This window comes from Amaricoccus macauensis (assembly GCF_049800915.1).
Classification (GTDB): domain Bacteria; phylum Pseudomonadota; class Alphaproteobacteria; order Rhodobacterales; family Rhodobacteraceae; genus Amaricoccus; species Amaricoccus macauensis_A.
Genome location: NZ_JBNAFY010000001.1, coordinates 46,466 through 68,379 on the forward strand (window position 1 = coordinate 46,466; position 21,914 = coordinate 68,379).

A 21,914-nucleotide genomic window follows, 5' to 3' on the forward strand; every position below is an offset into this window, starting at 1 on the left:
CTACTTTTCCGCTCCGCTCATGATTTCCTCTTCCATCTCCCAGATCATCCCGAGGATTTCCTTCTTGGTCGCGTTGAAGGCGGGATCATCCTTGACCGCCCGCAGATCGGCGCCCACGGCACGGTCCGCGAAGGGCAGGCGGTATTCCTTGAAGATGCGGCCGGGCCGCGGCGCCATGACGAGCAGCCTCTCGCCGAGCAGCAGCGCCTCGTCTACGGAGTGGGTGATCAGGATGATTGTCTTGCCGGTCTTCTTCCAGAGATCGAGCACCAGCCCCTGCATCTTCTCGCGGGTCAGCGCATCGAGCGCCCCGAGAGGCTCGTCCATCAGGATCACGTCGGGATCGTTGGCGAGGCAGCGGGCCAGGGCCACGCGCTGCTGCATCCCGCCCGACAGTTCATAGACGGCCTTGTCCTTGAAGGATCTCAGTCCGACGGTGTTGAGCAGGTTCTCGACGATGGTGTTGCGCTCGGTTTCCGGCATTCCCTTCATCCGGGGGCCGAAATCGACATTGTGCCGCACGTTCATCCACTCGAAGAGCGCACCCTTCTGGAACACCATGCCGCGCTCGGCACCGGGTCCCTTCACCGGCGCGCCGTTCAGCGTGACGGTGCCGGAAGTCGGCGCGAGAAAGCCTGCGAGAATGTTGAGCAACGTTGATTTGCCGCAGCCCGAAGGGCCGAGGACTGAGAGCAACTCGCCCTTCGCGATGTCGAGACTGACATTTTCGAGGGCCTGAACATGACCGCCATTCGGCAGGTCGAAACGCATGGACAGACTGTCGATGCTCAATGAAGCCATGAAGCGGTTTTCCAGAAGCTAGGAGTGGAGGAGAGGCCGGCGGGCGCCAGCCTCTCGAGGCGGGACCCTACTGGGCCGCGGCGAGCGGTGCGGTGTTGACCGCGTCGTCGTAGCTGTCGAGCGCACTGTCGATGCTGCCGGACTCGACGAAGACATCCGCGACGCCCTTCATGAAGGACTGGACGTTTCCGCCCAGCCACCTTTCGGAAAGCTGCGCTTCGACCGACGGGAAGGTGAAGGTGGAGATCGACGCCTCAGTGGCCTCGACCGACATGCCCGACTCGGACGCGATCTTCTCGAGCATGTCCGCAGGGTGGCCGTCGTTCCAGGCCGCATTGGCTTCCGCGGTTACCTTGAGGAAGGTCGAGACGATGTCGTCGTTCTCGATGACGAAATCGGCCGGCGCCGAGGTCACGTCGAACACGAGAATGCCGAGCTCTTCCTTCTCTTCGCCGGAAAGCAGCACGTTGCCGTGTTCCTTCATGCGCGAAAGGCCACCGCCCCAGCCGCAGGCGAAATCGACTTCACCCTGGGCCAGCGCCGCGGCGCCATCGGTCGGCGCCATGTCGACGATGTTGAGAGAGGAGACGTCGATGCCGAAATGGTCCATCTGGCGCAGGAAGCCGTAATGGGCGGCGGTGCCGATTGGAACGGCAACCTTCTTGCCGTTGAGTTCCTCGGCGCTGTCCTTGTCGATCTCAAGTTCGGTCGCCACGACGCAGTTGTCGTTCTCGGAATAGCTTACGGCGATATCGAGCACCTGAAGCGCCTGGCCCGCGGAGGTGGCGACCACGAAGGGGGGCAGGCCCTGCGAGACCGAGATCTGCACGTCGCCCGATGCCATGGCCGCCGACATCGCGGTGCCCGTCTCGAAGCTCACCCAGTTCACCGGCATGCCGAGAGCTTCCGCATATGCCCCATCGGCCTTGGCGGCGAGGAACGGCATCGGCCATTCGAGGAAGTATCCGACGGTCAGTTCCTGCGCCGTTGCCGCCTGCGCGGCCAGCAATGCGCTGCCACCGGCCAGAAGGGTTGCGATTTTCTTCATCTCTCACTCCAAGTTGTCGTCTTTGGGCCATTCGAACCGCGTCAGGCGATCCGGCTTGACTACTGCCGTTGCGCAGGCGTCCAACTGCCGCGCCTGGTGCAAAGTTAAGAAAAGCTTTGCACCTTACCACAACACGGGGTTCCAACTGGACTCAGCGTTTGGTCTGCTCTGGCCCTACTCGCGCTGCAAATTTGTGCACTATTGGGGTTAACAGCCCGGAACGGTGCAAATGACGATGCGATTCGACCGGTGCGACCTTTCTATCAGTGACGGCTTTCACCTGGAGGGACCCCCGTGACCTATTCTGCCCCCAAGAACGACTTCGACGAGATCATCCGGGCCGATCGCGCCCATGTCTGGCATCACCTGACGCAGCACAAGCCGCTCGAGACGATCGATCCGCGCGTGATGGTCGAGGGCAAGGGAATGCGCCTCTGGGATGCAAAGGGCCGCGAGCATCTCGATGCGGTTTCGGGGGGCGTCTGGACCGTGAATGTCGGCTACGGGCGCGAGAGCATCGCGAACGCCGTGCGCGACCAGCTGGTGAAGCTCAACTACTTCGCCCAGTCCGCGGGCTCCATTCCGGGCGCGATGTTCGCAGAGCGCCTGATCGGGCGGATGCCCGGTATGAGCCGCGTCTACTACGTCAACTCGGGCTCCGAGGCGAACGAGAAGGCGTTCAAGATGGTCCGCCAGATCGCGCACAAGCGCTACGGCGGCAAGAAGCACAAGATCCTCTACCGCGAGCGCGACTACCACGGCTCGACGATCACCACAATCTCGGCCGGCGGCCAGCCCGAGCGCAACGCGCAGTATGGTCCCTACACGCCCGGTTTCGTTGCCGTGCCGCACTGCCTCGAGTATCGCGCGCAGTGGGATGTCGAGAACTACGGCGAGCGATCTGCTGACGCCATCGAGGAAGTCATCCTGCGCGAAGGCCCCGATACGGTCGGCGCGATCTGCCTCGAGCCGGTGACGGCAGGGGGTGGCGTCATCACTCCGCCGCGCGGCTACTGGGAGCGCGTGCAGGAGATTTGCCGCAAGTATGACATCCTCCTGCATATCGACGAGGTCGTCTGCGGCGTCGGCCGGACCGGAAAGTGGTTCGGTTACCAGCAGTATGGCATCCAGCCCGACATGGTCACCATGGCCAAGGGTGTTGCGTCGGGTTACGCCGCAATCGCGTGCCTGGTGACGACCGAAGCGGTCTTCGACATGTTCAAGGACGACGCGAGCGACCCGATGAGCTTCTTCCGCGACATCTCGACCTTCGGCGGCTGCACCGCAGGCCCGGCTGCGGCGCTTGAGAACATGCGCATCATCGAGGACGAGAACCTGCTGGCGAACACCGAAACCATGGGTGCGCGCCTGATGGACAATCTCCATGCGCTCAAGGACAAGCACGAGGTCATCGGCGATGTGCGCGGCATCGGGCTCTTCTGCGGCGCCGAGCTTGTCGCGGACCGCGCTTCCAAGACCCCGGTTGCCGAGGCACAGATCCAGGCGGTCGTTGCCGACTGCATGGCTCAGGGCGTCATCATCGGTGCCACCGCACGTGCCCTTCCGGGCATGAACAACACGCTCTGCCTCTCGCCCGCCCTCATCGCGACGGCGGACGACATCGATGCGATCACCTCCGCCATCGACACCGCACTGACGAAGGTCTTCAGCTGATCGCAGACGCAAATTGCACTGGGGGTTCGGGCCGCATAGCATAGGTCCAAATCTCCAGCGCAACAGGTCCAGATTTGGCGATACCTCCCGAGGTCTTTCTTCTTCCCCCGCGCAGCGACGCAACCCTCCAGCAGCAGATCCACCAGATTGTCGCCGAGGCAATCGTGTCGGGCCGATGTGCGGCCGGGGAGAAGATGCCTTCGTCGCGCAAGCTTGCCGATCACCTCGGCGTTTCGCGCATCACCGTGACGCTGGCCTACACGGAACTCGTGGCAAACGAATACCTGGTCTCGCGCGACCGGTCGGGGTATTTCGTTGCCGACACCGCACCAAAGCGCCCGGATTTTGCCGATGACACCGTGACCGGGCAGGGCGGTGTGGACTGGAACAGCAAACTCACCCGGCGGGTGGAATACCGCAACGACATCCTGCGCCCGCCGAACTGGACCGACTACAAGTATCCCTTCATCTACGGACAGTCCGACCCGGACCTGTTTGACCACCGCAACTGGCGCAACTGCGCGCTGCGAGCGGTGGGGCGTCGGGATTTCGACGCGCTCACCCACGACCACTACCAGAACGACGATCCGATGCTGGTGGAGTTTATTCTCCGCTACATCCTGCCGCGTCGCGGCATACGCGCCCATCCCGACGAGATCCTGATCACCATGGGTGGCCAGAACGCGCTCTGGATGATCGCCCAGCTTCTGCTCTCGGAGGGCCAGAGGGCAATCGTCGAGAACCCCTGCTTCCCAGGGCTCCGCCGCATCTTCGACCAGATGCGCTATGTCGGGACGTCCATTGATGTCGACAGCGAAGGCCTGCCGCCCGACCTCGTGCCCGCTTCGGCGGATGTCGTATTCACGACGCCAAGCCACCATTGCCCGACGAATGTCACGATGCCGCTGGAGCGCCGCCTCGCGCTGCTGGAACGGGCCATGCGCGACGATTTCATCATCGTGGAGGACGACTACGAGTTCGAAATCTCCTTCCTGAACTCCCCGTCGCCAGCCCTGAAATCGCTCGATCAGACAGGTTCGGTGATCTATCTCGGGTCCTTCTCGAAATCGATCTTTCCGGGGCTGCGCCTGGGCTACGTCGTGGCCGCCAAGCCCTTTATTCAGGAAATGCGCAAACTGCGCATGGTGGTGCTGCGCCACCCACCAAGCCACATCCAGCGCACCACGGCCTACTTCCTGTCACTGGGTCACTACGACAGCCAGATCAGCCGAATGGCCCGCACCTACAGCAAGCGCCGCGCGATCATGGAGAACTGCATTCGCGAGTTTGGGCTGACACCGGACGGAAGAGAAATGTTCGGCGGCTCGTCCTTCTGGCTCAAGGCCCCGCCGGGTGTCGATACCACCCAGCTTGCCCTGGACCTGCGAAGGCATAGCGTGCTGATCGAGCCGGGCAACGCCTTCTACGCTAACCGATCGCCCGACACGTCGCACTATCGGCTGGCCTATTCCTCCATCAATGCGAATCTCATCCGCGATGGAATGGTGCTCGTGGCAGAAGGGCTCGACGCCGCGCAGCAGGCCGCCTGAGCCTTCCCGAAACATACATCGCAAATTCGTTAATCACTGCACACGCCGAGCGGTCAATAATTAGACAGCTTCGGCGCAATTCGGCTGCGTATGAAAAAAGTCCGGAAAATTTCATTGCCTTACCGTGAAGAATATGGCGATATTTTCACGAGGCCAGACGCGGCACGCCCGCGAACCGAACGCGTGAAAGTAGGAAGAATGTCGGACGACGAGACACTTGGTCAGGATATTCGGGCTCTGCGGCACTCCCGCAAGATGACGCTCGAAGAACTTGCGAAGGCGACGGGAAAATCGCTGGGCTGGGTGTCGCAGGTCGAGCGCGGCCTGTCCGTCCCGACCGTCGATGACCTGCACCGCATTTCCCGCGTTCTGGAAGTGCCGATGTCGATGTTCCTCGGTGTGGCCGACGCTTCCGAGGAAGAGCGCGGCCTGATCGTGCGTGCGTCCAAGCGCCGCGAGATCGGTGAGCGTGACAGTGGCCTCTTCGAGACACTGCTCTCACCCGACCTGACCGATGATTTCGAGGTCATCCATTCAACCTTCCTGCCCGGCGCCACGCTGGAGGAAACGCGCCAGCGGGCCACCTCCGAAGTCGTCTACCTGATCTCGGGCAGGCTCGATGTCTGGATCGAGGACAGGAAGTTCATCATCGAGGCTGGCGACAGCTTCCGCATCAAGGGCTCGGAATATCGCTGGGCCAATCCCTATGACACCCCGGCCTCGGCGGTCTGGGTCATCTCTCCTCCGGTCTATTGAGGTTTGGCCATGAGTGTTCCTTCTGTCGCCCGCGTGGTGATTATCGGTGGCGGTGTGGTCGGCGTATCGGCGCTCTATCATCTGGCCAAGGCCGGCTGGACGGACTGTGTCCTTCTGGAGAAGAACGAGCTGACCGCGGGCTCCACCTGGCATGCCGCCGGAAACTGTCCGAACTTCTCGACCAGCTACGGCGTGATGAACATGCAGCGCTACGGCCTTGCGCTCTATCGCGACCTGGCCGCGGAGGTCGACTACCCGATCAACTACCACGTGACCGGCGCCATCCGCCTCGCCCACAGCCATGAGCGGATGATGGAATTCGAGCGCGTCCGCGGCATGGCCGCCCATATGGGGCTGACCATGGACATGTGCACGCCCGATGAACTTCAGGCGCATTTCCCCTTCATGGAAACCCACGATCTCGAAGGCGGCCTCTGGGACCCGCTTGACGGCGACATCGACCCGAGCCAGGTCACGCAGGCGCTCGCCAAGGGCGCGCGTGCGGCGGGCGGAACCATCGCGCGCTTCACCCCCGCAACCGGCGTCAGCCGCGAGAACGGCGAATGGGTCGTCCACACCGAGAAGGGCGACATCCGCTGCGAATACGTGGTCAACGCCGCGGGCTACTACGCGGCCCGTGTCGGTGAATGGTTCCTCCCCCATGGCGGGCGCCGCGTGCCGCTCACCGTGATGAGCCACCAGTATTTCCTGACCGAAGGCATCCCCGAGGTCGCGGCGTGGTCGAAGGAGCATGGCCGCAAGCTGCCGATGGTCCGAGACGTGGACAGTTCCTACTACCTCCGCCAGGACACCCACTCGCTGAACCTCGGTCCCTACGAGCGCAACTGCCAGGCCGCCTGGATCACGGCCGACGACCAGATGCCCGAGGACTTCAGCTTCCAGCTCTATCCCGACGATCTCGACCGCTTGGAATGGTATATCATGGACGCGATGGAGCGCGTGCCGCTCCTGGGCAGCCAGGGCGTTCAGCGCAACATCAACGGCCCCATCCCCTACGCACCCGACGGCCTGCCGATGATCGGCCCGATGCCTGGCGTGCCCAATGCCTTCGAGGCCCACAGCTTCACCTTCGGCATCGCCCAGGGCGGCGGGGCAGGCAAGGTCCTTTCCGAGTGGATCATGCACGGCCAGACCGAATGGGACATGTGGGCGGTGGATCCGCGCCGCTACACCGATCATGCCGACGCGAGTTTCTCCCTCGGAAAGGCGCTCGAAACCTACGGCAATGAATACGCGATGCAATTTCCGCATCACGAATGGCCCGCCGAACGCAACCGCAAGCTCTCGCCGAACCACGAACGCCTCCTGGCGGATGGTGCGCAAATGGGGGCCTACAATGGCTGGGAACGGGCCAACTGGTTCGCCAAGCCCGGTGACGACACCTCCGAGGCGGCAACCCACACATGGGACCGCAACGGCCCCTGGGAGCCGCGGGTGCGCGAAGAGGTCCAAGCCGTGCGTGACGGCGCCGGCGTCATCGATCTCTGCGGTTTCTCGCGCTACGGTCTGAGCGGCGAGGGGGCTGCCGAGTTCCTGCGCGGCCTTGTCGCGGGCGGCCTGCCGAAAGTCGGGCGCATGAACCTCATCTACCTCCCCGACAGCCGCGGCCGTGTCCTCACCGAGATGTCCTGCATCCGGCACGGGGATGACGACTTCACCCTCATGACCGCCGCTGTCGCCCAGTGGCACGATTTCGAGATCCTCTCGCGCAACCTGCCCGAAGGGCTCACGCTCACGGATCGGACCGCTGACGTCACCTCGATGCTCGTCACCGGCCCAAATGCGCGCGATCTGCTGGCGCCGATCACGGACGCCGATCTCTCGCTCGGCTGGCTCACCCACCAGAACGCCACGGTGGCAGGCAAGCCCGCGCTTCTGGCGCGCGTGTCCTTCGCCGGAGAACTGGGCTGGGAAGTGCATGTTTCGCCCGAGGATGCGAGGGAGGTCTATGCCGCCATCCGCGATGCCGGCGCCGTACCCTTCGGCATGTATGCCCTCAACTCCATGCGGATCGAGAAGGGGTATCTCACCTGGAAGGGCGACCTCTCCACCGACTATTCGCTGCTGGAGACCGGTCTTGGCCGCTTCGTCCGGCTCGACAAACCGCAGGATTTCCCGGGCAAGGCTGCCCTTCAGGCCGAAGCCGCCAAGGGTCCGTCGAAGCGGCTCGTGACGCTGATCGTCGAGCCGGGGAAACAGGACGCGCCCTATATGGCCGCCGTCTTCGCGGATGGCGCGCGCGTGGGTGAGGTGACCTCCGCCGCCTATGGCTACCGCGTCGATGCCGCCATTGCGCTGGCCATGCTCGATGCCGCCGTGGCCCCCGGTGCTTCCGTCGAGGTCGAAGTCTACGGACAGCGCCTCAAGGCTACCGTTCAGGAGAGTTCGTGCCTCTGGGATGCTGACAACACCCGCATTCGCGCCTGACCCCAATCGCCTGTCCCAAACGCAAGGACTTCTGAAAAATGGCTCTTCCCCCTGAAAAAGCTCGGGTTGTCATCGTTGGCGGCGGCGTGATCGGCTGCTCGGTCGCCTACCACCTGACCAAGCTCGGCTGGACCGATATCGTCCTGCTCGAGCGCAAGCAGCTCACATCCGGAACCACCTGGCATGCGGCCGGCCTCATCGCCCAGCTCCGCGCGACCCAGAACATGACCCGGCTCGCGAAATACAGCCAGGAACTCTACGGCGCGCTCGAGGAGGAAACCGGCGTCGCCACCGGGTTCCGTCGCAACGGTTCGATCACCGTGGCCCTCTCGGACGAACGCCGCGAAGAGATCCTTCGCCAGGCCTCCATGGCGCGCGCCTTCGGTGTCGAGGTCGAGGAAATCAGCCCCGAGGAACTCCGGTCGCGCTACCCGCATGTCAGTGTCGAGGACGTGAAGGCCGCGGTCTATCTCGACAAGGACGGGCAGGGGGACCCGGCCAATATCGCCCTCGCCATGGCCCGCGGTGCCCGGCAGCGCGGCGCGAAGATCCTTGAACGCGTGAAGGTGACGGGCTTCGACCGCGAGGGCCGCCGGATCAAGCGCGTCTCCTGGGAGGCCGAGGGCGAGAGCGGCACGATCGCCTGCGATCACGTGGTCAACTGCTCCGGCATGTGGGGCCGCGAGGTGGGGCGCCAGATGGGCGTCAACGTGCCGCTTCATGCCTGCGAACACTTCTACATCGTCACCGAAACCATCCCCGAGTTGCAGCAGCTTCCCGTGCTGCGCGTGCCCGAGGAATGCGCCTACTACAAGGAGGATGCCGGCAAGATCCTCCTGGGCGCCTTCGAGCCGGTGGCCAAGCCCTGGGGCATGAAGGGCATTTCGGACGACTTCGAGTTCGACCAACTGCCCGAGGATTTCGACCATTTCGAACCCATCCTCGAAATGGCCGTCAACCGCATGCCGCTGCTGGCCGAAGCCGGCATCCACACCTTCTTCAACGGCCCCGAGAGCTTCACGCCCGACGACGCCTACCACCTCGGCCTCGCCCCCGAGATGGACAACGTCTGGGTCGCGGCGGGCTTCAACTCCATCGGCATCCAGTCCGCGGGCGGTGCCGGCATGGCGCTCGCCTCCTGGATGGACACGGGCGAAAAGCCTTTCGATCTCGGCGACGTGGACATCGCGCGGATGCAGCCCTTCCAGGGCAACCGCCACTACCTCTTCGAACGCTCGAAGGAGACGCTTGGCCTGCTCTATGCCGACCACTTCCCCTACCGCCAGAAGGACACCGCGCGCGGCATCCGCCGTTCGCCGCTCCACGAGGCGCTCAAGGCAGAAGGCGCGGTCTTTGGCGAGGTTTCCGGATGGGAACGGGCGAACTGGTTCGCCGATCCGGGCCAGGAACCGGCCTACAAGTACAGCTGGAAACGCCAGAACTGGTTCGACAACGCCGCCCGCGAGCACAAGGCGATCCGCGAGAATGTCGGCATCTACGACATGTCCTCCTTCGGCAAGATCCGTGTCGAGGGCCCCGATGCCGAAGCCTTCCTGAACTACGTCTCCGCCAGCAACCTCTCGGTGCCGGTGGGCAAGATCGTCTACAGCCAGTTCCTCAACGCATCCGGCGGGATCGAGGCCGACGTGACGATCACGCGCCTCTCCGAGACCGCCTACCTGGTGGTCACGCCCGCCGCCACGCGTCTCGCCGACCAGGCCCGGATGCGCCGGTACATCGGCGATTTCCGCGTGACCCTCTTCGACATGACCGCCGCCGAAGCCGTGATCTGCGTCATGGGTCCGAATGCGCGCACCCTGCTCGAAAAGGTCTCGCCCAACGATTTCTCGAACGCCACCAACCCCTTTGGCACCTGCCAGGAAATCGAGATCGGCATGGGCCTCGCCCGCGCCCATCGCGTGACTTATGTTGGCGAACTCGGCTGGGAGCTCTATGTCTCCGCCGACATGGCCGCCCATGTCTTCGAGGTCCTGCGCGGCGCGGGCCGCGAGATGGACGCAAGGCTCTGCGGCCTGCACATGATGGACAGCTGCCGGATCGAGAAGGGCTTCCGCCATTTCGGCCACGACATCTCGAGCGAGGACCATATCCTCGAGGCGGGCCTGGGTTTTGCCATCAAGAAGACCGACGTCGATTTCGTCGGCCGCGAAGCGGTTTCCCGCAAGCGCGAGGAGGGCCTTCAGAGACGCCTGGTGCAGTTCCTTCTGAGCGATCCCGAGCCACTGCTCTATCACGCCGAACCCATCGTGCGCGACGGCAAGATCGTGAGCTACCTCACCTCGGGCAGCTATGGCCACCACCTCGGCGCCGCCATGGGCATGGGCTATGTGCCGTGCCCAGGGGAGACGGCGCAGGAGGTGCTCGCCTCGAGCTTCGAGATCGAGGTGGCCGGCCGCCGCGTGGCTGCGACCCCCTCGCTCAAGCCGTTCTATGACCCGAAATCCGAGCGCGTGAAAGTCTGACTTGAAGGCCGCAGCACCTGCGCGCCCGTCGCAATTCCAATTACCCCGTAGTTCCCGAGGACCCTGCAGATGAGAATACTCGTACCCGTGAAACGCGTGATCGACTACAACGTGAAGGCCCGCGTCAAGGCGGACGGCAGCGGTATCGATCTTGCGAACGTGAAGATGTCGATGAACCCCTTCGACGAGATCTCCGTCGAAGCCGCCATCCGCCTCAAGGAAGCCGGAATCGCCACCGAGATCGTGATCGTGTCCATCGGCGACAAGAAGTCGAGCGAAACGATCCGCACCGGGCTTGCTATGGGCGCCGATCGCGGAATTCTGGTCGAAGTGGCAGAGGCCGGCGAGATCGAGCCGCTCGCCGTCGCCAAAATCCTGGCGAAGATCGTCGAGGAGGAAGCCCCCGAACTGGTCATCCTCGGCAAGCAGGCGATCGACAACGACCTGAACGCTACCGGGCAGATGCTCGCCTCCCTGCTGGACTGGGGCCAGGCAACCTTTGCCTCCGAACTCGAGATTGCGGACGGAAAGGCCACGGTCACCCGCGAGGTCGATGGCGGTCTGCAGACGATCACCGTGAACCTGCCCGCGATCATCACCACCGACCTCCGCCTCAACGAGCCGCGCTATGCGTCGCTGCCCAACATCATGAAGGCGAAGAAGAAGCCGCTGGCCGAGAAGACGGCAGCCGACTACGGCGTCGATACCGCACCGCGGCTCAAGGTGGTCGAAACCGTTGAACCTGCCGGCCGCGACGCCGGCATCCGCGTCGGCTCGGTCGACGAACTGGTTGGTAAACTCAAGGAAGCGGGGCTGGTCTGATGGCTGTAATTCTTTTGGCAGATGTCGCAGGGGGCGCACTGGCGCTCGACGCAACGGCAAAGACCGCGACGGCTGCGGCGAAACTCGGCGATGTGACCGCAATCGTCTGCGGCCCGAAGTCGGCGGGTGAAGCGGCGGCGAAGATCGCCGGGATCTCCAAGGTTCTCGTCTGCGAGGATGCCGCCGTCGCCAACGGTCTCGCGGAGAATGTCGCGAAGCTGGTGCTGGAGAATGCCTCTGGCGCCACCCATATCGTCGCCCCGGCCAGCAGCGCGGGAAAGAACGTTCTGCCCCGCGTGGCCGCACGCCTCGATGCCATGGTGATCACCGACGTCATCGAGGTCGTCGATGCCGAAACCTTCAAGCGCCCGATCTATGCGGGCAATGCGATCCAGACGGTCGCCTCGAGCGACGCGGTCAAGGTCTTCACCGTGCGCACGGCCGCCTTCGATGCGGCGGGCGAGGGCGATGCCGCGCCGGTCGAGGTCGTGACCCTCGCGGAGGTCTCCCCCCACACCGCCCATGTGGAAGACAAGGTCGTCGCCAGCGACCGCCCTGAGCTGACGTCGGCGAAATGCGTCGTCTCGGGGGGGCGCGGTGTCGGCTCGGAAGAGAACTTCGCGCTGATCTCGGGCCTTGCTGACAAGCTCGGTGCTGCGGTGGGCGCCTCGCGGGCCGCGGTCGATTCCGGGTTTGCCGCCAACGACCTGCAGGTCGGGCAGACCGGCAAGGTGGTTGCCCCCGACCTCTACGTGGCAGTGGGCATCTCGGGCGCGATCCAGCACCTCGCGGGCATGAAGGACAGCAAGGTGATTGTCGCGATCAACAAGGACGAGGAAGCTCCGATCTTCCAGGTCGCGGACTACAGCCTGGTCGCCGACCTGTTCGAGGCGGTGCCGGAACTGACCGGGAAGCTCTGACCCATGACAGCCGAGCTGATAGACGGGAAGGCCTACGCGGCGCGGGTTCGCGAGAAGGTGCGCGAGCGTGTCGCCGCGCTGAGTGCCGAGACCGGCCAGTCGCCAGGCCTCGCCGTGGTGCTGGTCGGGCAGGACCCGGCCTCCGAGGTCTATGTCCGTTCGAAGGGCAAGCAGGCACTCGAGGCCGGCATGAAATCCTTCGAGCACCGCCTGCCCGCCAATACCCGGGAGGCGGAGTTGCTCGAACTGATCGAGCGGCTCAACGAAGACCCGCTGGTGCATGGCATCCTCGTGCAGCTGCCGCTGCCCGCCCACCTCGACCCGCGCCAGGTCATCAACACCATCTCGCCGGTCAAGGATGTGGACGGCTTCCACACTACGAATGTGGGCATGGTCGGGACCGGGCAGGACGCCATCGTGCCCTGCACACCGCTCGGCTGCATGATGATGCTGCGGCATTACCACGACGATTTCCGGGGCAAGACCGCCCTGGTGATCGGTCACTCCAACGTGGTCGGCAAGCCGATGGGCCGCCTGCTGCTCAATGCCGATTGCACGGTGATGGTGGCGCACAAGTCCTCGACGAACATCCCCGAGCTCGCGCGGCTCGCGGACATCGTTGTGGTGGCCGCCGGTGTGCCGGGGCTCGTGAAGGCGGATTGGATCAAGCCCGGCGCCACGGTGATCGACGTCGGCATCAACCGCATTCCCGCGCCCGAGAAGGGCGAAGGCAAGCACCGCCTGGTGGGTGATGTCGATTTCGAGAATGTTCGCAAGGTCGCCGGCGCCATCACTCCCGTTCCCGGCGGCGTTGGCCCGATGACGATCGCCTGCCTTCTGGCCAACACGCTCAGTGCCTATTGCCACCTGCATCAGCTTCCCGATGAGCCGTTGCTGCTCGACGAACAGGACCCATCATGACCAAACTCTGCCTTACCGTCACTTGCCCGTCCCGGCGCGGCATCGTAGCGGCGATCTCGACCTTTCTCGCGGACCACGCCTGCAACATCACCGACAGTGCCCAGTTCGACGACATGGAGACCGGCAACTTCTTCATGCGGGTGAGCTTCAGGCCCGAGGAAGGCGCCGAACTCGACGCGCTGGAGAAAGAGTTCGCCACCATCGCCGAACCGTTCGGGATGAAGTACGAATTCCACGACGAAAGCCGCAAGATGAAGGTCGCGATCATGGTATCGCGCTTCGGCCACTGCCTGAACGACCTGCTCTACCGGGTGAAGATCGGCGCGCTCCCGGTCGAGATCGTCGCGGTGATCTCGAACCACATGGACTACCAGAAGGTCGTGGTGAACGCGGACATTCCGTTCCACTGCATCAAGGTCACCAAGGCGAACAAGCCCGAGGCCGAGGCGCGGATCATGGAAGTGGTGGAGGAGGCCGGAGCCGAACTGATCGTGCTCGCCCGCTACATGCAGATCCTTTCGGACGACATGTGCCAGAAGATGTCCGGCCGGATCATCAACATCCACCACTCGTTCCTGCCGAGCTTCAAGGGCGCCAACCCCTACAAGCAGGCCTTCGAGCGCGGCGTGAAGCTGATCGGCGCAACCTCGCACTATGTCACCGCCGATCTCGACGAGGGTCCGATCATCGAGCAGGACATCGTGCGCATCACCCATGCCCAGAGCGCGTCCGACTATGTCTCGCTCGGCCGTGATGTGGAGTGCCAGGTGCTTGCGCGCGCAATCCACGCCCACGCGCACCGCCGCGCCTTCCTCAACGGCAACAAGACCGTGGTCTTCCCGGCCTCGCCCGGCAGCTACTCCAGCGAGCGCATGGGCTAAGCCAGGCTCACCCTATCCCGGGTATCGGCGCCGAGGCGCCGGTCCCGCACGGCCTTTCACCGAGAGGCGCGCCGCCCTTCCGGGGCTGCACTCGCGACCAGTCGAACCCGCGCCAAACTGGCTGGTTTCAGCGCCTCCAGATGCGCGGCCCGGATCGTGCCGATAAGAGACTTCCTATTCCATCAACTCATCAGATTTCGGCCTAAGTGTCGGTCGCATGATCCGGTCCGGGCATATCGGTTTTTTGGAGCGCAAATGCTCCCCGCGACATTGCGCGGACTGCGCGTCACTTTGAAAGCCCAGAAATCTTTTTTCTTGTCAGTTTGACAATCAGCATTCGGGTGTCGACATGTCTTCCATGACACAGACCGAAAGAGACATCCTCGAAGCCGCCATTCGCCTGTTTACCCGCTACGGCGTGAAGCGCAGCAGCATGGGCGATCTGGCAAAGGAGGCGGGCGTCAGCCGCCAGACCCTCTACAACACCTTCCGCAACCGGGATGACGTGCTGCGCGCCCTGATCCGTTCCCATACCGACGATGCGGTCACGGAGATCGAGACCCGGATCGAGACCGTCCCGGATCTTGGGGATCAGCTCGACATCGCCTTCGAACGCATGACGGTTTCCGCCTTCAATCTCGTCGCCGCAACACCCAACGCGCAGGATCTCGTCGACGGATTCAACCGCGCCGGCCAGGAGGAACTGGACGCCGCGTCGGAACGGTTTCGCGTGTTGATCGCACGCATCCTCTCCCCCCATCTGGCCGACCAGCCGCGCGCAGGGCTCACTCTCGAGGATTTCTCGGATTTCGTGCAGTCCTCTTCCAGGGCTATCGGCCGGACGGCACGTGACCGTGATCACCTTCTGCGCCAGTTGCAGGTGCTTAAGACTCTCAGTCTTGCCGGGGTGGGGCAGTAGGGCGCCCGTGCGGCGAATTTCGAAACGGACAGGCCATTGCCCGGAGCCGCGCTTCGCATCCGCCGCACAGCGCAAGATCGATGTGGACGGGCCCTAAAGGACATTCATGTATTTCGTGGCGAACCAAGGCAGCGAGCCTTTTTTGACCATTAGGGCCTGGCGTTCATGGCCCGGAATCGAGGTGCGGAGCACCGCCGGGCCAGCGCCCGTCCGCCCCATGGGCGGGCGCTCACTCTACCAGCATTTTCAAGACCAGTCGCGCGTGGTGTCGGCACCATAAATTGCGTTGCACAGTCCGCAGGACGCGCCACCCTCGGACGGCCGCTGGCCCTCGTGTCTTCCAAAGACGAATGTCAAATCCGTCCGCACGGTCGATTTTGAAGGGCTATCCAGAGAAATCCCGCCACCGCGCGGGCCGGGGTCTATCCCTTACAGCGAAGGCCCTGAAGGTGAGCAACGCAGAAGCGCAAGATGGTCAACATTGATCACATGGGCTGGAAGGGCAGCATGGCGCCCTGAATACCTCCGGCCCTTACGAGAACGGGCGGCCCCCTCGAGGGACCGCCCGCTCCGCATTCGCCCGTCAAACTCCGCGGGAAAGCTACTTTCCGCCCGCCACGATCCGGTCGAGAATGAGCGCACAGAAGAGGATCGCGAGCCCGGCCAGGATGCCTTGCCCGGCGGCTGCATATTGCAGGGCTTCCAGCACGTCCTCGCCCAGCCCCTTGGCCCCGATCAGCGAGGCGACGACCACCATCGCCAGCGAGAGCAGGATAGTCTGGTTCACGCCCGCCATGATGGTCTTGCGCGCCAGCGGCAGATCCACCCGCCAGAGCAGGTAACGCGGCGTGGCACCGAAGGCGAGGGCGGCCTCGCGCACGGTTGCCGGCACCTGCTGAAGCCCCAGAACCGTGAAGCGGATCACCGGCGGACTGCCGAAGATCATCGTGGCCACGACACCCGCGGGCTTGCCCGACCCGATGAAGGCCACCACCGGGATCAGATAGACGAAGGAGGGCATCGACTGCATGAAATCGAGCACTGGGCGCACCACCGCAAAGACCCGAGGTCGCCGCGCGCAGAAAATGCCGAGCGGAATGCCGAGCGTGATCGAGATGAGAGCCGCAGCCCCCAGAAGCGCGATCGTCGTCATCGCCTTCTCCCAGAAGTCGAGCACCCCGAGATAGGCCAGCGCCGCCCCGGTGAAGATCGCCACCCGCGGCCCGCCCGAGAGATAGGCCAGCATGATGAAGACAAGCGCCACCACCGGCCAGGGCGTGCCCACCAGCACCACTTCGATCCAGTCCAGGAACGTGCGCATCCCGGCCGTCAGCCCGTCGAAGAAGCCGCGCCCTTCGGTCTTGGTCCAGTCGAACACCGCCTGCACCGCATCGCCGGTGTTCAGCCGCCAGTCGCGGTTGGTGGGAAAGGCGTTCAGCAGGCCGAACGCATCGGGCCGCGCGAATTTCATCGTCGAGAGGATCACCACGGCCCCGGCCAGCAGGCTCGCGACCGTCAGCCGCTCCTTCGACCATCCGCTTGGCGTGCTCCGGTCCGAACGCCAGCGGGCGAACTGCCCCTCGAGCGCCCAGTTGGCGAGGCTCGCGGCGATGAACTTGATCACCAGGAGGAGCACGACCCCGACCAGCAGGTAGACCGTACCGCTGGCATCGGCGCCCGCGGCGGCGGCCTGCGCCTGGGCAAGTGCATCCTGCAGGGATTCTGCCGCCCGCTTGAGCGAGTCGAGAGAGGCGGCACCGGAGGCTTCCGCGGCCTCGATCTGTTGCTGCCGCAGATCCAGCGTCTGGGCGATCTGCTCCGCCCGGAGACGGAACTCGCGGCCCAGATCCCCGAAGAGACCAAGCCCGATCTGGATGTAGGCCAGCGTCTCCAGGATAAGAAAGCCCAGGAACCAGGACCAGAGCCCGCGCGCGCCGAACCAGACGGGGCCCAGAAGCCCCGCCGCCCGGTTCAGCGTGAACCGGTAGCCCGGCGCCTCCATCATGTAGGCAAAGACCCGTTGGTAGTAGTCGCGCGACTGGCCGACGAAATCGCCCACCAGAGCGCGCATCTGCCCCGCCTTGTCGGGCTCGATTTGAGACTCGTCGAAATGCTGCATGACCGCCCCCTTACGCCTGGCTGCTCTGGATGGCGCGGAGCAGGCCCGCGCGGTTGATGACGCCCACCGTCTGCCCCTCGGCGGCGACCTTGACGATGCCATGCCCGTCGATCGCGAGATCCATCAGGTCGCTGAGGTCCATCTCCGGATGCGCAACCTTCGCATCCTCCGGCACCTCGCCATGCGTGGCCTCGAACTCCCCGACCGGTTTCATCACCGAATGGGCGAAGATCAGGTTGAGCTTCGAGATGCCCGCGACGAAATCGGAAACATAGTCATCCGCCGGGTTGAGAATGATCTCCTCCGGGGTGCCCACCTGGACGATGCGGCCGTCCTTCATGATGGCAATGCGATGACCGATGCGGATCGCCTCGTCGAGATCGTGTGTGATGAACATCGTCGTCTTCCCGAGCTTGCGGGAAAGCGCCATGAACTGGTCCTGCAACTGCTTTCGGATCAGCGGATCGAGTGCGGAGAAGGGCTCGTCCATGAGCAGGATCTCCGGGTCCGAGGCGATGGCGCGCGCAAGCCCCACGCGCTGCTGCATCCCGCCCGAAAGCTCATGGGCGTATTTGTCCTCCCAGCCGGTGAGATCGACCAGATCCAGCACCCGGTCCGCCTCTTCCCAGCGCCGGGCCTTTCCGGTGCCGCGGATCTCCAGCGGCATGGCGACATTGTCGCGCACCGTGCGATGGGGCATCAGGCCGAAATTCTGGAACACCATGGCGACACGGCGGTTGCGCAGATCGCGCAGGCCCGCGGCGTCGAGCCCCATCACGTCGTCGCCGTTGATGTAGATATGCCCGTCGGTCGGCTCCAGCAGCCGATTGACATGGCGCACGAGCGTCGACTTGCCCGACCCCGAAAGACCCATGACACAGAAGAGTTCGCCGCGCTCGATCTCGAAACTTGCATCCGCCACCCCGACGACGCAATCGTACATCTCGAGCACTTCGGCCTTGCTCAGATGTTCCTCGTGAATTGCGCGCAGCGCCTCTTTCGCGCGCGCCCCGAAAATCTTCCAGACGCCCCTTGCGTCGATCGCGATCTCGCCAGCCATGGCTGCTCCCGGTATGAGTGGCTCCGCTGGCCCGCCCCTCGCAGGGGCGGGCCGGTGAGGATGGTCAGTTCAGGCCCAGCCACCCATCGACGGTCTCGCTGTTCTCGTCGAGCCAGGCGGATACGGCCTCGTCGATATCCTGGCCCTGGACCACGACCTGATACGTGAGTTCCGAGAGCTCGGTGTCGTCCATGTCGATCTGGCTGAGGAAGGAGGCCGCCGCCGGGTTCCGCTCATCGAGCGAGGCGGAATAGGCCACCGTCACGGTCTTCACCTGGTCACCGGTGGTGATGGAGGATTTCGTGTACCAGTCCGCATCCTGATCCGGCTGGATCATGGTGTAGCCGGCAGGATCGAATTCCGGCTCCTCGATCATCGTCACGTCATAGAGCGCGTGCACGAAATGCGGCTTGTAGCAGTAGAAGACGACACCCTGCTCCTCGTTGATCGCATCCTTCAGACGGGCGTAGAACACGGCCTCGTCTTCGGTCGTCGGCGCGAGGAAGCTCTCGATCCCGTAGTCGCGTACCTTGACCTTGTGGATGTTGGTGGAGGCCCAGCCCGAACCGCCGACCCAGATCTCGCCCTTGCCATCTCCGTCGCTGTCATAGAGATCCTGCGCCATCGGCGTGGCGAGATCGAAGATCGAGGCGATACCGTGCTCCTCGACCATGTAGGTCGGTGTGCAGAATCCCGACCGCCCCTCGTAGCTTCCCGAGGAGAGCGCCACCGTGCCCTTCTGATCGACATATTCCTCGATGAAGGACTGGTGGTTCGGCAACCAGACATCGGGATGCACGTCGATATCGCCGCGACCGCCATCCATGGAGGCGAAGATCACCGCGTTGGCGCCAGGCGCGTATCCGGCCTCACTGCCCAGCCGCGTCTCGATCACCTGGCCGATGATCCGGCTCATCACCTTCGCGCCGGGCCAGCTCGGTTCCCCCACCATCACCGTTTCCTGCGCCAGCGCGCCGGAACCGAAGCTCAGTGCCGCGATCGTGCCGATTGTCTTGAGATGTCTCATGTCTCCAGTCTTCCTCTCAGGTTCGAGTTGTGTCTCAGGCTCGCGCCCTCGTTCGCTGCGGATCTACAAAGGGAATGTCGCTGACGGTCGCGCTTAGGCGCTTCATCCGGCCGTCGAGCTGGCCGATCTCGAGCGCGCGCCCGTTCTCCGCATGTTCGATGCCGAGCCGGGCGATGGCGATCGCATGGCCGAGCATCGGGGAGCGGGTCGCGGAGGTGACAACGCCCACCTGCCGCTCGCCGTCGTAAATGGGGCTGCCATGCGCCGGCACGTCGTTGCACCCCAGAAGCAGGCCCTTCAGCGCCCGGCGCGGGTCGCGCGCGTTGCGCTCCAGCGCCGCCTTGCCCGTGAAATCCGGCTTGTTGAGGTTGACCGCGAAGCCGAGCCCCGCCTCGAACGCGTCGATGCCGGGGGCGAACTCCGCATTCGCCGCCGCAAGTCCGGCCTCGATCCGGATGATGCCCAGCGCCTCGGTGCCCATCGGCAGGATGCCGAACTCCTCGCCCGCCTCCATCACCGCATCCCAGATCTCCAGTGCGCCTGCCTTGCTGCAGAAGATCTCATATCCCAGCTCCCCGGTGTAGCCCGAACGCGAGAGCATGAAGGGCGTGCCCTCCCGGTCGTGCAGCCGCGCGGTCGTGACGCCGAACCACTTCAACTGGTCCACGGCGGGCACATGGGGCTGGGTGAAGGCGATCTTGCGGATGAGATTGCGCGATTTCGGACCCTGGATCGCCAGGTTGGGCATCGCGCTCCCCATGGCGTGAATGCGCACCTGAAGCCCGAGCGCATCGGCCAGTGCGGTGAGCACCCGACCGCTCTCCTCCGAACCGCAGCACCAGCGGAAGAGGTCGGGGGCCAGCCGGAACAGCGTGCCGTCGTCGATCACCGTGCCCGCCTCGTCGCAGAGCAGCGTGTATTGACCGCGCCACACGGCGAGCTTGGCCACATTCCGCGTCGTGGCCTTCTGCAGCAGCGTTTCCGCGTCGGGGCCCACGATGTCGTATTTGCGCAATCCGCTCATGTCCTGAACCGTCACCGCCTCGCGGCAGGCCCAGTATTCCCCGATTGCCCCGTGCGAGGGGAAGTTCACCGGGGTCCAGAGATCCCGTGCCGGCGAAAAATGCTGCGTCAGGGGTTCGAGCCGTTCGTGAAAGGCGGAAGTCTGGCTGATCAAGGCGGTGGAATCCTCTTTTTCCCGGTATGCGACAGCGCGGCGCATGGGGGTCTCCGGTTTGTAAATGCGCACATGCACGTCCGTCGGATTCCAGCCGTTGATCGGATCGATATCGTCCGGACAGGCGGTGGAAACGCAGACGAGGTCGTCCTGCGCCCGCATGGCCACATAGTCGCCGGGGCGCGAATGCGATTCCTCGGTCATGATCTGATGGGTGTGCGGATCGACCCAGGTGCTCCAGAAGAAATTGATGGCCGGCCAGGCGGCGCGCCGCGCCACACCGTAGGGCGCCATCGCATGGGAAATGTTGTCGGAACAATTGAGGTGGCCGGCGAAGCCGCGCTCCTCGTAGCCGCGCGCGTTGCAGGCCAGACCGAATGTGTCGTGCCGCCCGCAGGTATCCTGCACGACGTTGAGCAAGGGCCGCATCTCCTGGTCGAAGAACTTGTCGAGCAGGCCCGGTCCGGGATAGGAGCGGCGCACCATCGAGCGCGTGGCGGTTCCGTCGATCATCAGCTCCTGGCCCCGGTCGAGACCATCGGCGCGGAAGGCCATGAAATCCGAGCACTGCTGCCCCTGGATATCGATGATCTGCACGTATTCGCCCTTCTTGAGCGGGTAGGACATCGCGGTCCCGCGCGGCACGGTGAACTCGTCGCGTGTGTCGCCCAGAAGTGGCGGGAGGAAGGGCCCGTTCGACGGTGCGACCTGCACCGAGAGCGTCACGGAGCCGGTCAAGGCCCCTTCGATCAGCGCGCCGGTCGGGGCAGGGCGGAACACCCAGACCGTCACCGCCTCCCGGACCCGGAAGAGATAGGGCTCGTCCTGTCCGGCCAGCGTGCAGCTCGGGATGCCGATGGCCGTGCGGCCGCCGTTGCCCGCCACCCAACCGAACAACGCCGCCCCGTCGCAATCCTCGATTGCCAGTGTGCCGGTATCCGTCAGGCCGAGCCTGCCCAGTGCCGGGGCGCCACGGTCGTCGAAGGCGAGGATCTCTGCCGTCGCGCCGGATGCCACATCGACCGAGAGGAGATCGCCGGAGCGCACCTCCTGTCGTATGCCTTCGCGCGGGACGAGGTCGCGAACCGTGGCGTCTTGCGGTTTTCGAAATCCGGGAAACGCTCTCGCCGGACTGTTGAACCCGATGTTCTCGAATTCGCGCAGGATGGTGGAGAGGGACATGTTCTCTACCGATTCTCCCAATGTAACTGGTTACATTAACGATGATACTGGTTACATCTGTCAAGGAAGGCTTGTCCTGCGGGAAATTTTACCCGCTTATGGCGACTGAATGGCGCAGAAAGAGGC

At 64.2% G+C, this 21,914-nt stretch carries 16 protein-coding genes; 10 read left to right on the forward strand and 6 right to left on the reverse strand.

Features of this window, described 5'->3' with window-relative positions; translation table 11 throughout:
* Both ACP15W_RS00215 and ACP15W_RS00220 read right to left on the reverse strand, forming a co-directional pair.
* Complete coding sequence (locus tag ACP15W_RS00215; protein WP_424930813.1) at positions 1 to 801, reverse strand: taurine ABC transporter ATP-binding protein; 801 nt, start codon at positions 799 to 801, stop codon at positions 1 to 3.
* 67 nt (positions 802 to 868) lie between these two features.
* Complete coding sequence (locus ACP15W_RS00220; RefSeq protein WP_424930814.1) at positions 869 to 1,849, reverse strand: ABC transporter substrate-binding protein; 981 nt, start codon at positions 1,847 to 1,849, stop codon at positions 869 to 871.
* Positions 1,850 to 2,143: 294 nt separating this feature from the next.
* Between ACP15W_RS00220 and ACP15W_RS00225 the strand changes: the two genes are divergently transcribed.
* From ACP15W_RS00225 to ACP15W_RS00270, 10 genes are all read left to right on the forward strand, one after another.
* Entirely contained in the window at positions 2,144 to 3,523 is a 1,380-nt protein-coding gene (locus ACP15W_RS00225; protein WP_424930815.1) for an aspartate aminotransferase family protein, read from the forward strand.
* Positions 3,524 to 3,597: 74 nt separating this feature from the next.
* Positions 3,598 to 5,073, forward strand: a complete 1,476-nt coding sequence (locus ACP15W_RS00230) for a PLP-dependent aminotransferase family protein (RefSeq protein WP_424930816.1) — start codon at positions 3,598 to 3,600, stop codon at positions 5,071 to 5,073.
* A gap of 183 nt (positions 5,074 to 5,256) precedes the next feature.
* Positions 5,257 to 5,829 carry a helix-turn-helix domain-containing protein gene (locus tag ACP15W_RS00235; RefSeq protein WP_424930817.1) on the forward strand — a complete coding sequence of 191 codons (573 nt, stop codon included), beginning with the start codon at positions 5,257 to 5,259 and terminating at the stop codon, positions 5,827 to 5,829.
* Positions 5,830 to 5,838: 9 nt separating this feature from the next.
* Complete coding sequence (locus ACP15W_RS00240) at positions 5,839 to 8,277, forward strand: GcvT family protein (RefSeq protein WP_424930818.1); 2,439 nt, start codon at positions 5,839 to 5,841, stop codon at positions 8,275 to 8,277.
* Positions 8,278 to 8,315: 38 nt separating this feature from the next.
* Complete coding sequence (locus tag ACP15W_RS00245; protein WP_424930819.1) at positions 8,316 to 10,760, forward strand: GcvT family protein; 2,445 nt, start codon at positions 8,316 to 8,318, stop codon at positions 10,758 to 10,760.
* Positions 10,761 to 10,829: 69 nt separating this feature from the next.
* The gene (locus ACP15W_RS00250) at positions 10,830 to 11,582 is read left to right on the forward strand and encodes an electron transfer flavoprotein subunit beta/FixA family protein (RefSeq protein ID WP_424930820.1); all 753 of its coding nucleotides are present in this window, start codon (positions 10,830 to 10,832) and stop codon (positions 11,580 to 11,582) included.
* Positions 11,582 to 12,502: an electron transfer flavoprotein subunit alpha/FixB family protein gene (locus tag ACP15W_RS00255; protein ID WP_424930821.1), complete on the forward strand. Its 921-nt coding sequence runs from the start codon at positions 11,582 to 11,584 to the stop codon at positions 12,500 to 12,502. The genes ACP15W_RS00250 and ACP15W_RS00255 overlap by 1 nt, the downstream gene beginning before the upstream one ends.
* A 3-nt stretch (positions 12,503 to 12,505) precedes the next feature.
* Positions 12,506 to 13,423 (forward strand): bifunctional methylenetetrahydrofolate dehydrogenase/methenyltetrahydrofolate cyclohydrolase FolD, encoded by a 918-nt coding sequence (gene folD / locus ACP15W_RS00260; protein ID WP_424930822.1) that lies wholly within the window; start codon positions 12,506 to 12,508, stop codon positions 13,421 to 13,423.
* Positions 13,420 to 14,304: a formyltetrahydrofolate deformylase gene (purU, locus tag ACP15W_RS00265; protein WP_424930823.1), complete on the forward strand. Its 885-nt coding sequence runs from the start codon at positions 13,420 to 13,422 to the stop codon at positions 14,302 to 14,304. Before folD ends, purU begins: the two co-directional genes overlap by 4 nt.
* 349 nt (positions 14,305 to 14,653) lie before the next feature.
* Positions 14,654 to 15,223 carry a TetR/AcrR family transcriptional regulator gene (locus tag ACP15W_RS00270; protein ID WP_424930824.1) on the forward strand — a complete coding sequence of 190 codons (570 nt, stop codon included), beginning with the start codon at positions 14,654 to 14,656 and terminating at the stop codon, positions 15,221 to 15,223.
* A 601-nt stretch (positions 15,224 to 15,824) separates the two neighbouring features.
* On the opposite strand, the gene ACP15W_RS00275 is transcribed toward ACP15W_RS00270, so the two are convergent.
* The 4 genes from ACP15W_RS00275 to ACP15W_RS00290 form a co-directional block, all read right to left on the reverse strand.
* Positions 15,825 to 17,342 carry an ABC transporter permease gene (locus ACP15W_RS00275; RefSeq protein ID WP_424930825.1) on the reverse strand — a complete coding sequence of 506 codons (1,518 nt, stop codon included), beginning with the start codon at positions 17,340 to 17,342 and terminating at the stop codon, positions 15,825 to 15,827.
* A gap of 10 nt (positions 17,343 to 17,352) precedes the next feature.
* A complete protein-coding gene (locus ACP15W_RS00280; protein WP_424930826.1) occupies positions 17,353 to 18,402 on the reverse strand; it encodes a quaternary amine ABC transporter ATP-binding protein in 1,050 nt (349 codons plus the stop codon).
* A gap of 64 nt (positions 18,403 to 18,466) precedes the next feature.
* Positions 18,467 to 19,429: a glycine betaine ABC transporter substrate-binding protein gene (locus ACP15W_RS00285; protein ID WP_424930827.1), complete on the reverse strand. Its 963-nt coding sequence runs from the start codon at positions 19,427 to 19,429 to the stop codon at positions 18,467 to 18,469.
* A 34-nt stretch (positions 19,430 to 19,463) separates the two neighbouring features.
* Positions 19,464 to 21,788, reverse strand: coding sequence for a DUF1989 domain-containing protein (locus tag ACP15W_RS00290; protein WP_424930828.1), 2,325 nt, complete (start codon positions 21,786 to 21,788; stop codon positions 19,464 to 19,466).
* Between the last annotated feature and the right edge of the window lie 126 nt (positions 21,789 to 21,914).

Coding starts and splice junctions, on each gene's coding strand:
- ACP15W_RS00215 (WP_424930813.1), bottom strand. CDS start 801: ATGGCTTCATTGAGCATCGACAGTCTGTCCATGCGTTTCGACCTGCCG.
- ACP15W_RS00220 (WP_424930814.1), bottom strand. CDS start 1,849: ATGAAGAAAATCGCAACCCTTCTGGCCGGTGGCAGCGCATTGCTGGCC.
- ACP15W_RS00240 (WP_424930818.1), top strand. CDS start 5,839: ATGAGTGTTCCTTCTGTCGCCCGCGTGGTGATTATCGGTGGCGGTGTG.
- ACP15W_RS00245 (WP_424930819.1), top strand. CDS start 8,316: ATGGCTCTTCCCCCTGAAAAAGCTCGGGTTGTCATCGTTGGCGGCGGC.
- ACP15W_RS00250 (WP_424930820.1), top strand. CDS start 10,830: ATGAGAATACTCGTACCCGTGAAACGCGTGATCGACTACAACGTGAAG.
- ACP15W_RS00255 (WP_424930821.1), top strand. CDS start 11,582: ATGGCTGTAATTCTTTTGGCAGATGTCGCAGGGGGCGCACTGGCGCTC.
- folD (WP_424930822.1), top strand. CDS start 12,506: ATGACAGCCGAGCTGATAGACGGGAAGGCCTACGCGGCGCGGGTTCGC.
- purU (WP_424930823.1), top strand. CDS start 13,420: ATGACCAAACTCTGCCTTACCGTCACTTGCCCGTCCCGGCGCGGCATC.
- ACP15W_RS00270 (WP_424930824.1), top strand. CDS start 14,654: ATGTCTTCCATGACACAGACCGAAAGAGACATCCTCGAAGCCGCCATT.
- ACP15W_RS00275 (WP_424930825.1), bottom strand. CDS start 17,342: ATGCAGCATTTCGACGAGTCTCAAATCGAGCCCGACAAGGCGGGGCAG.
- ACP15W_RS00280 (WP_424930826.1), bottom strand. CDS start 18,402: ATGGCTGGCGAGATCGCGATCGACGCAAGGGGCGTCTGGAAGATTTTC.
- ACP15W_RS00285 (WP_424930827.1), bottom strand. CDS start 19,429: ATGAGACATCTCAAGACAATCGGCACGATCGCGGCACTGAGCTTCGGT.
- ACP15W_RS00290 (WP_424930828.1), bottom strand. CDS start 21,788: ATGTCCCTCTCCACCATCCTGCGCGAATTCGAGAACATCGGGTTCAAC.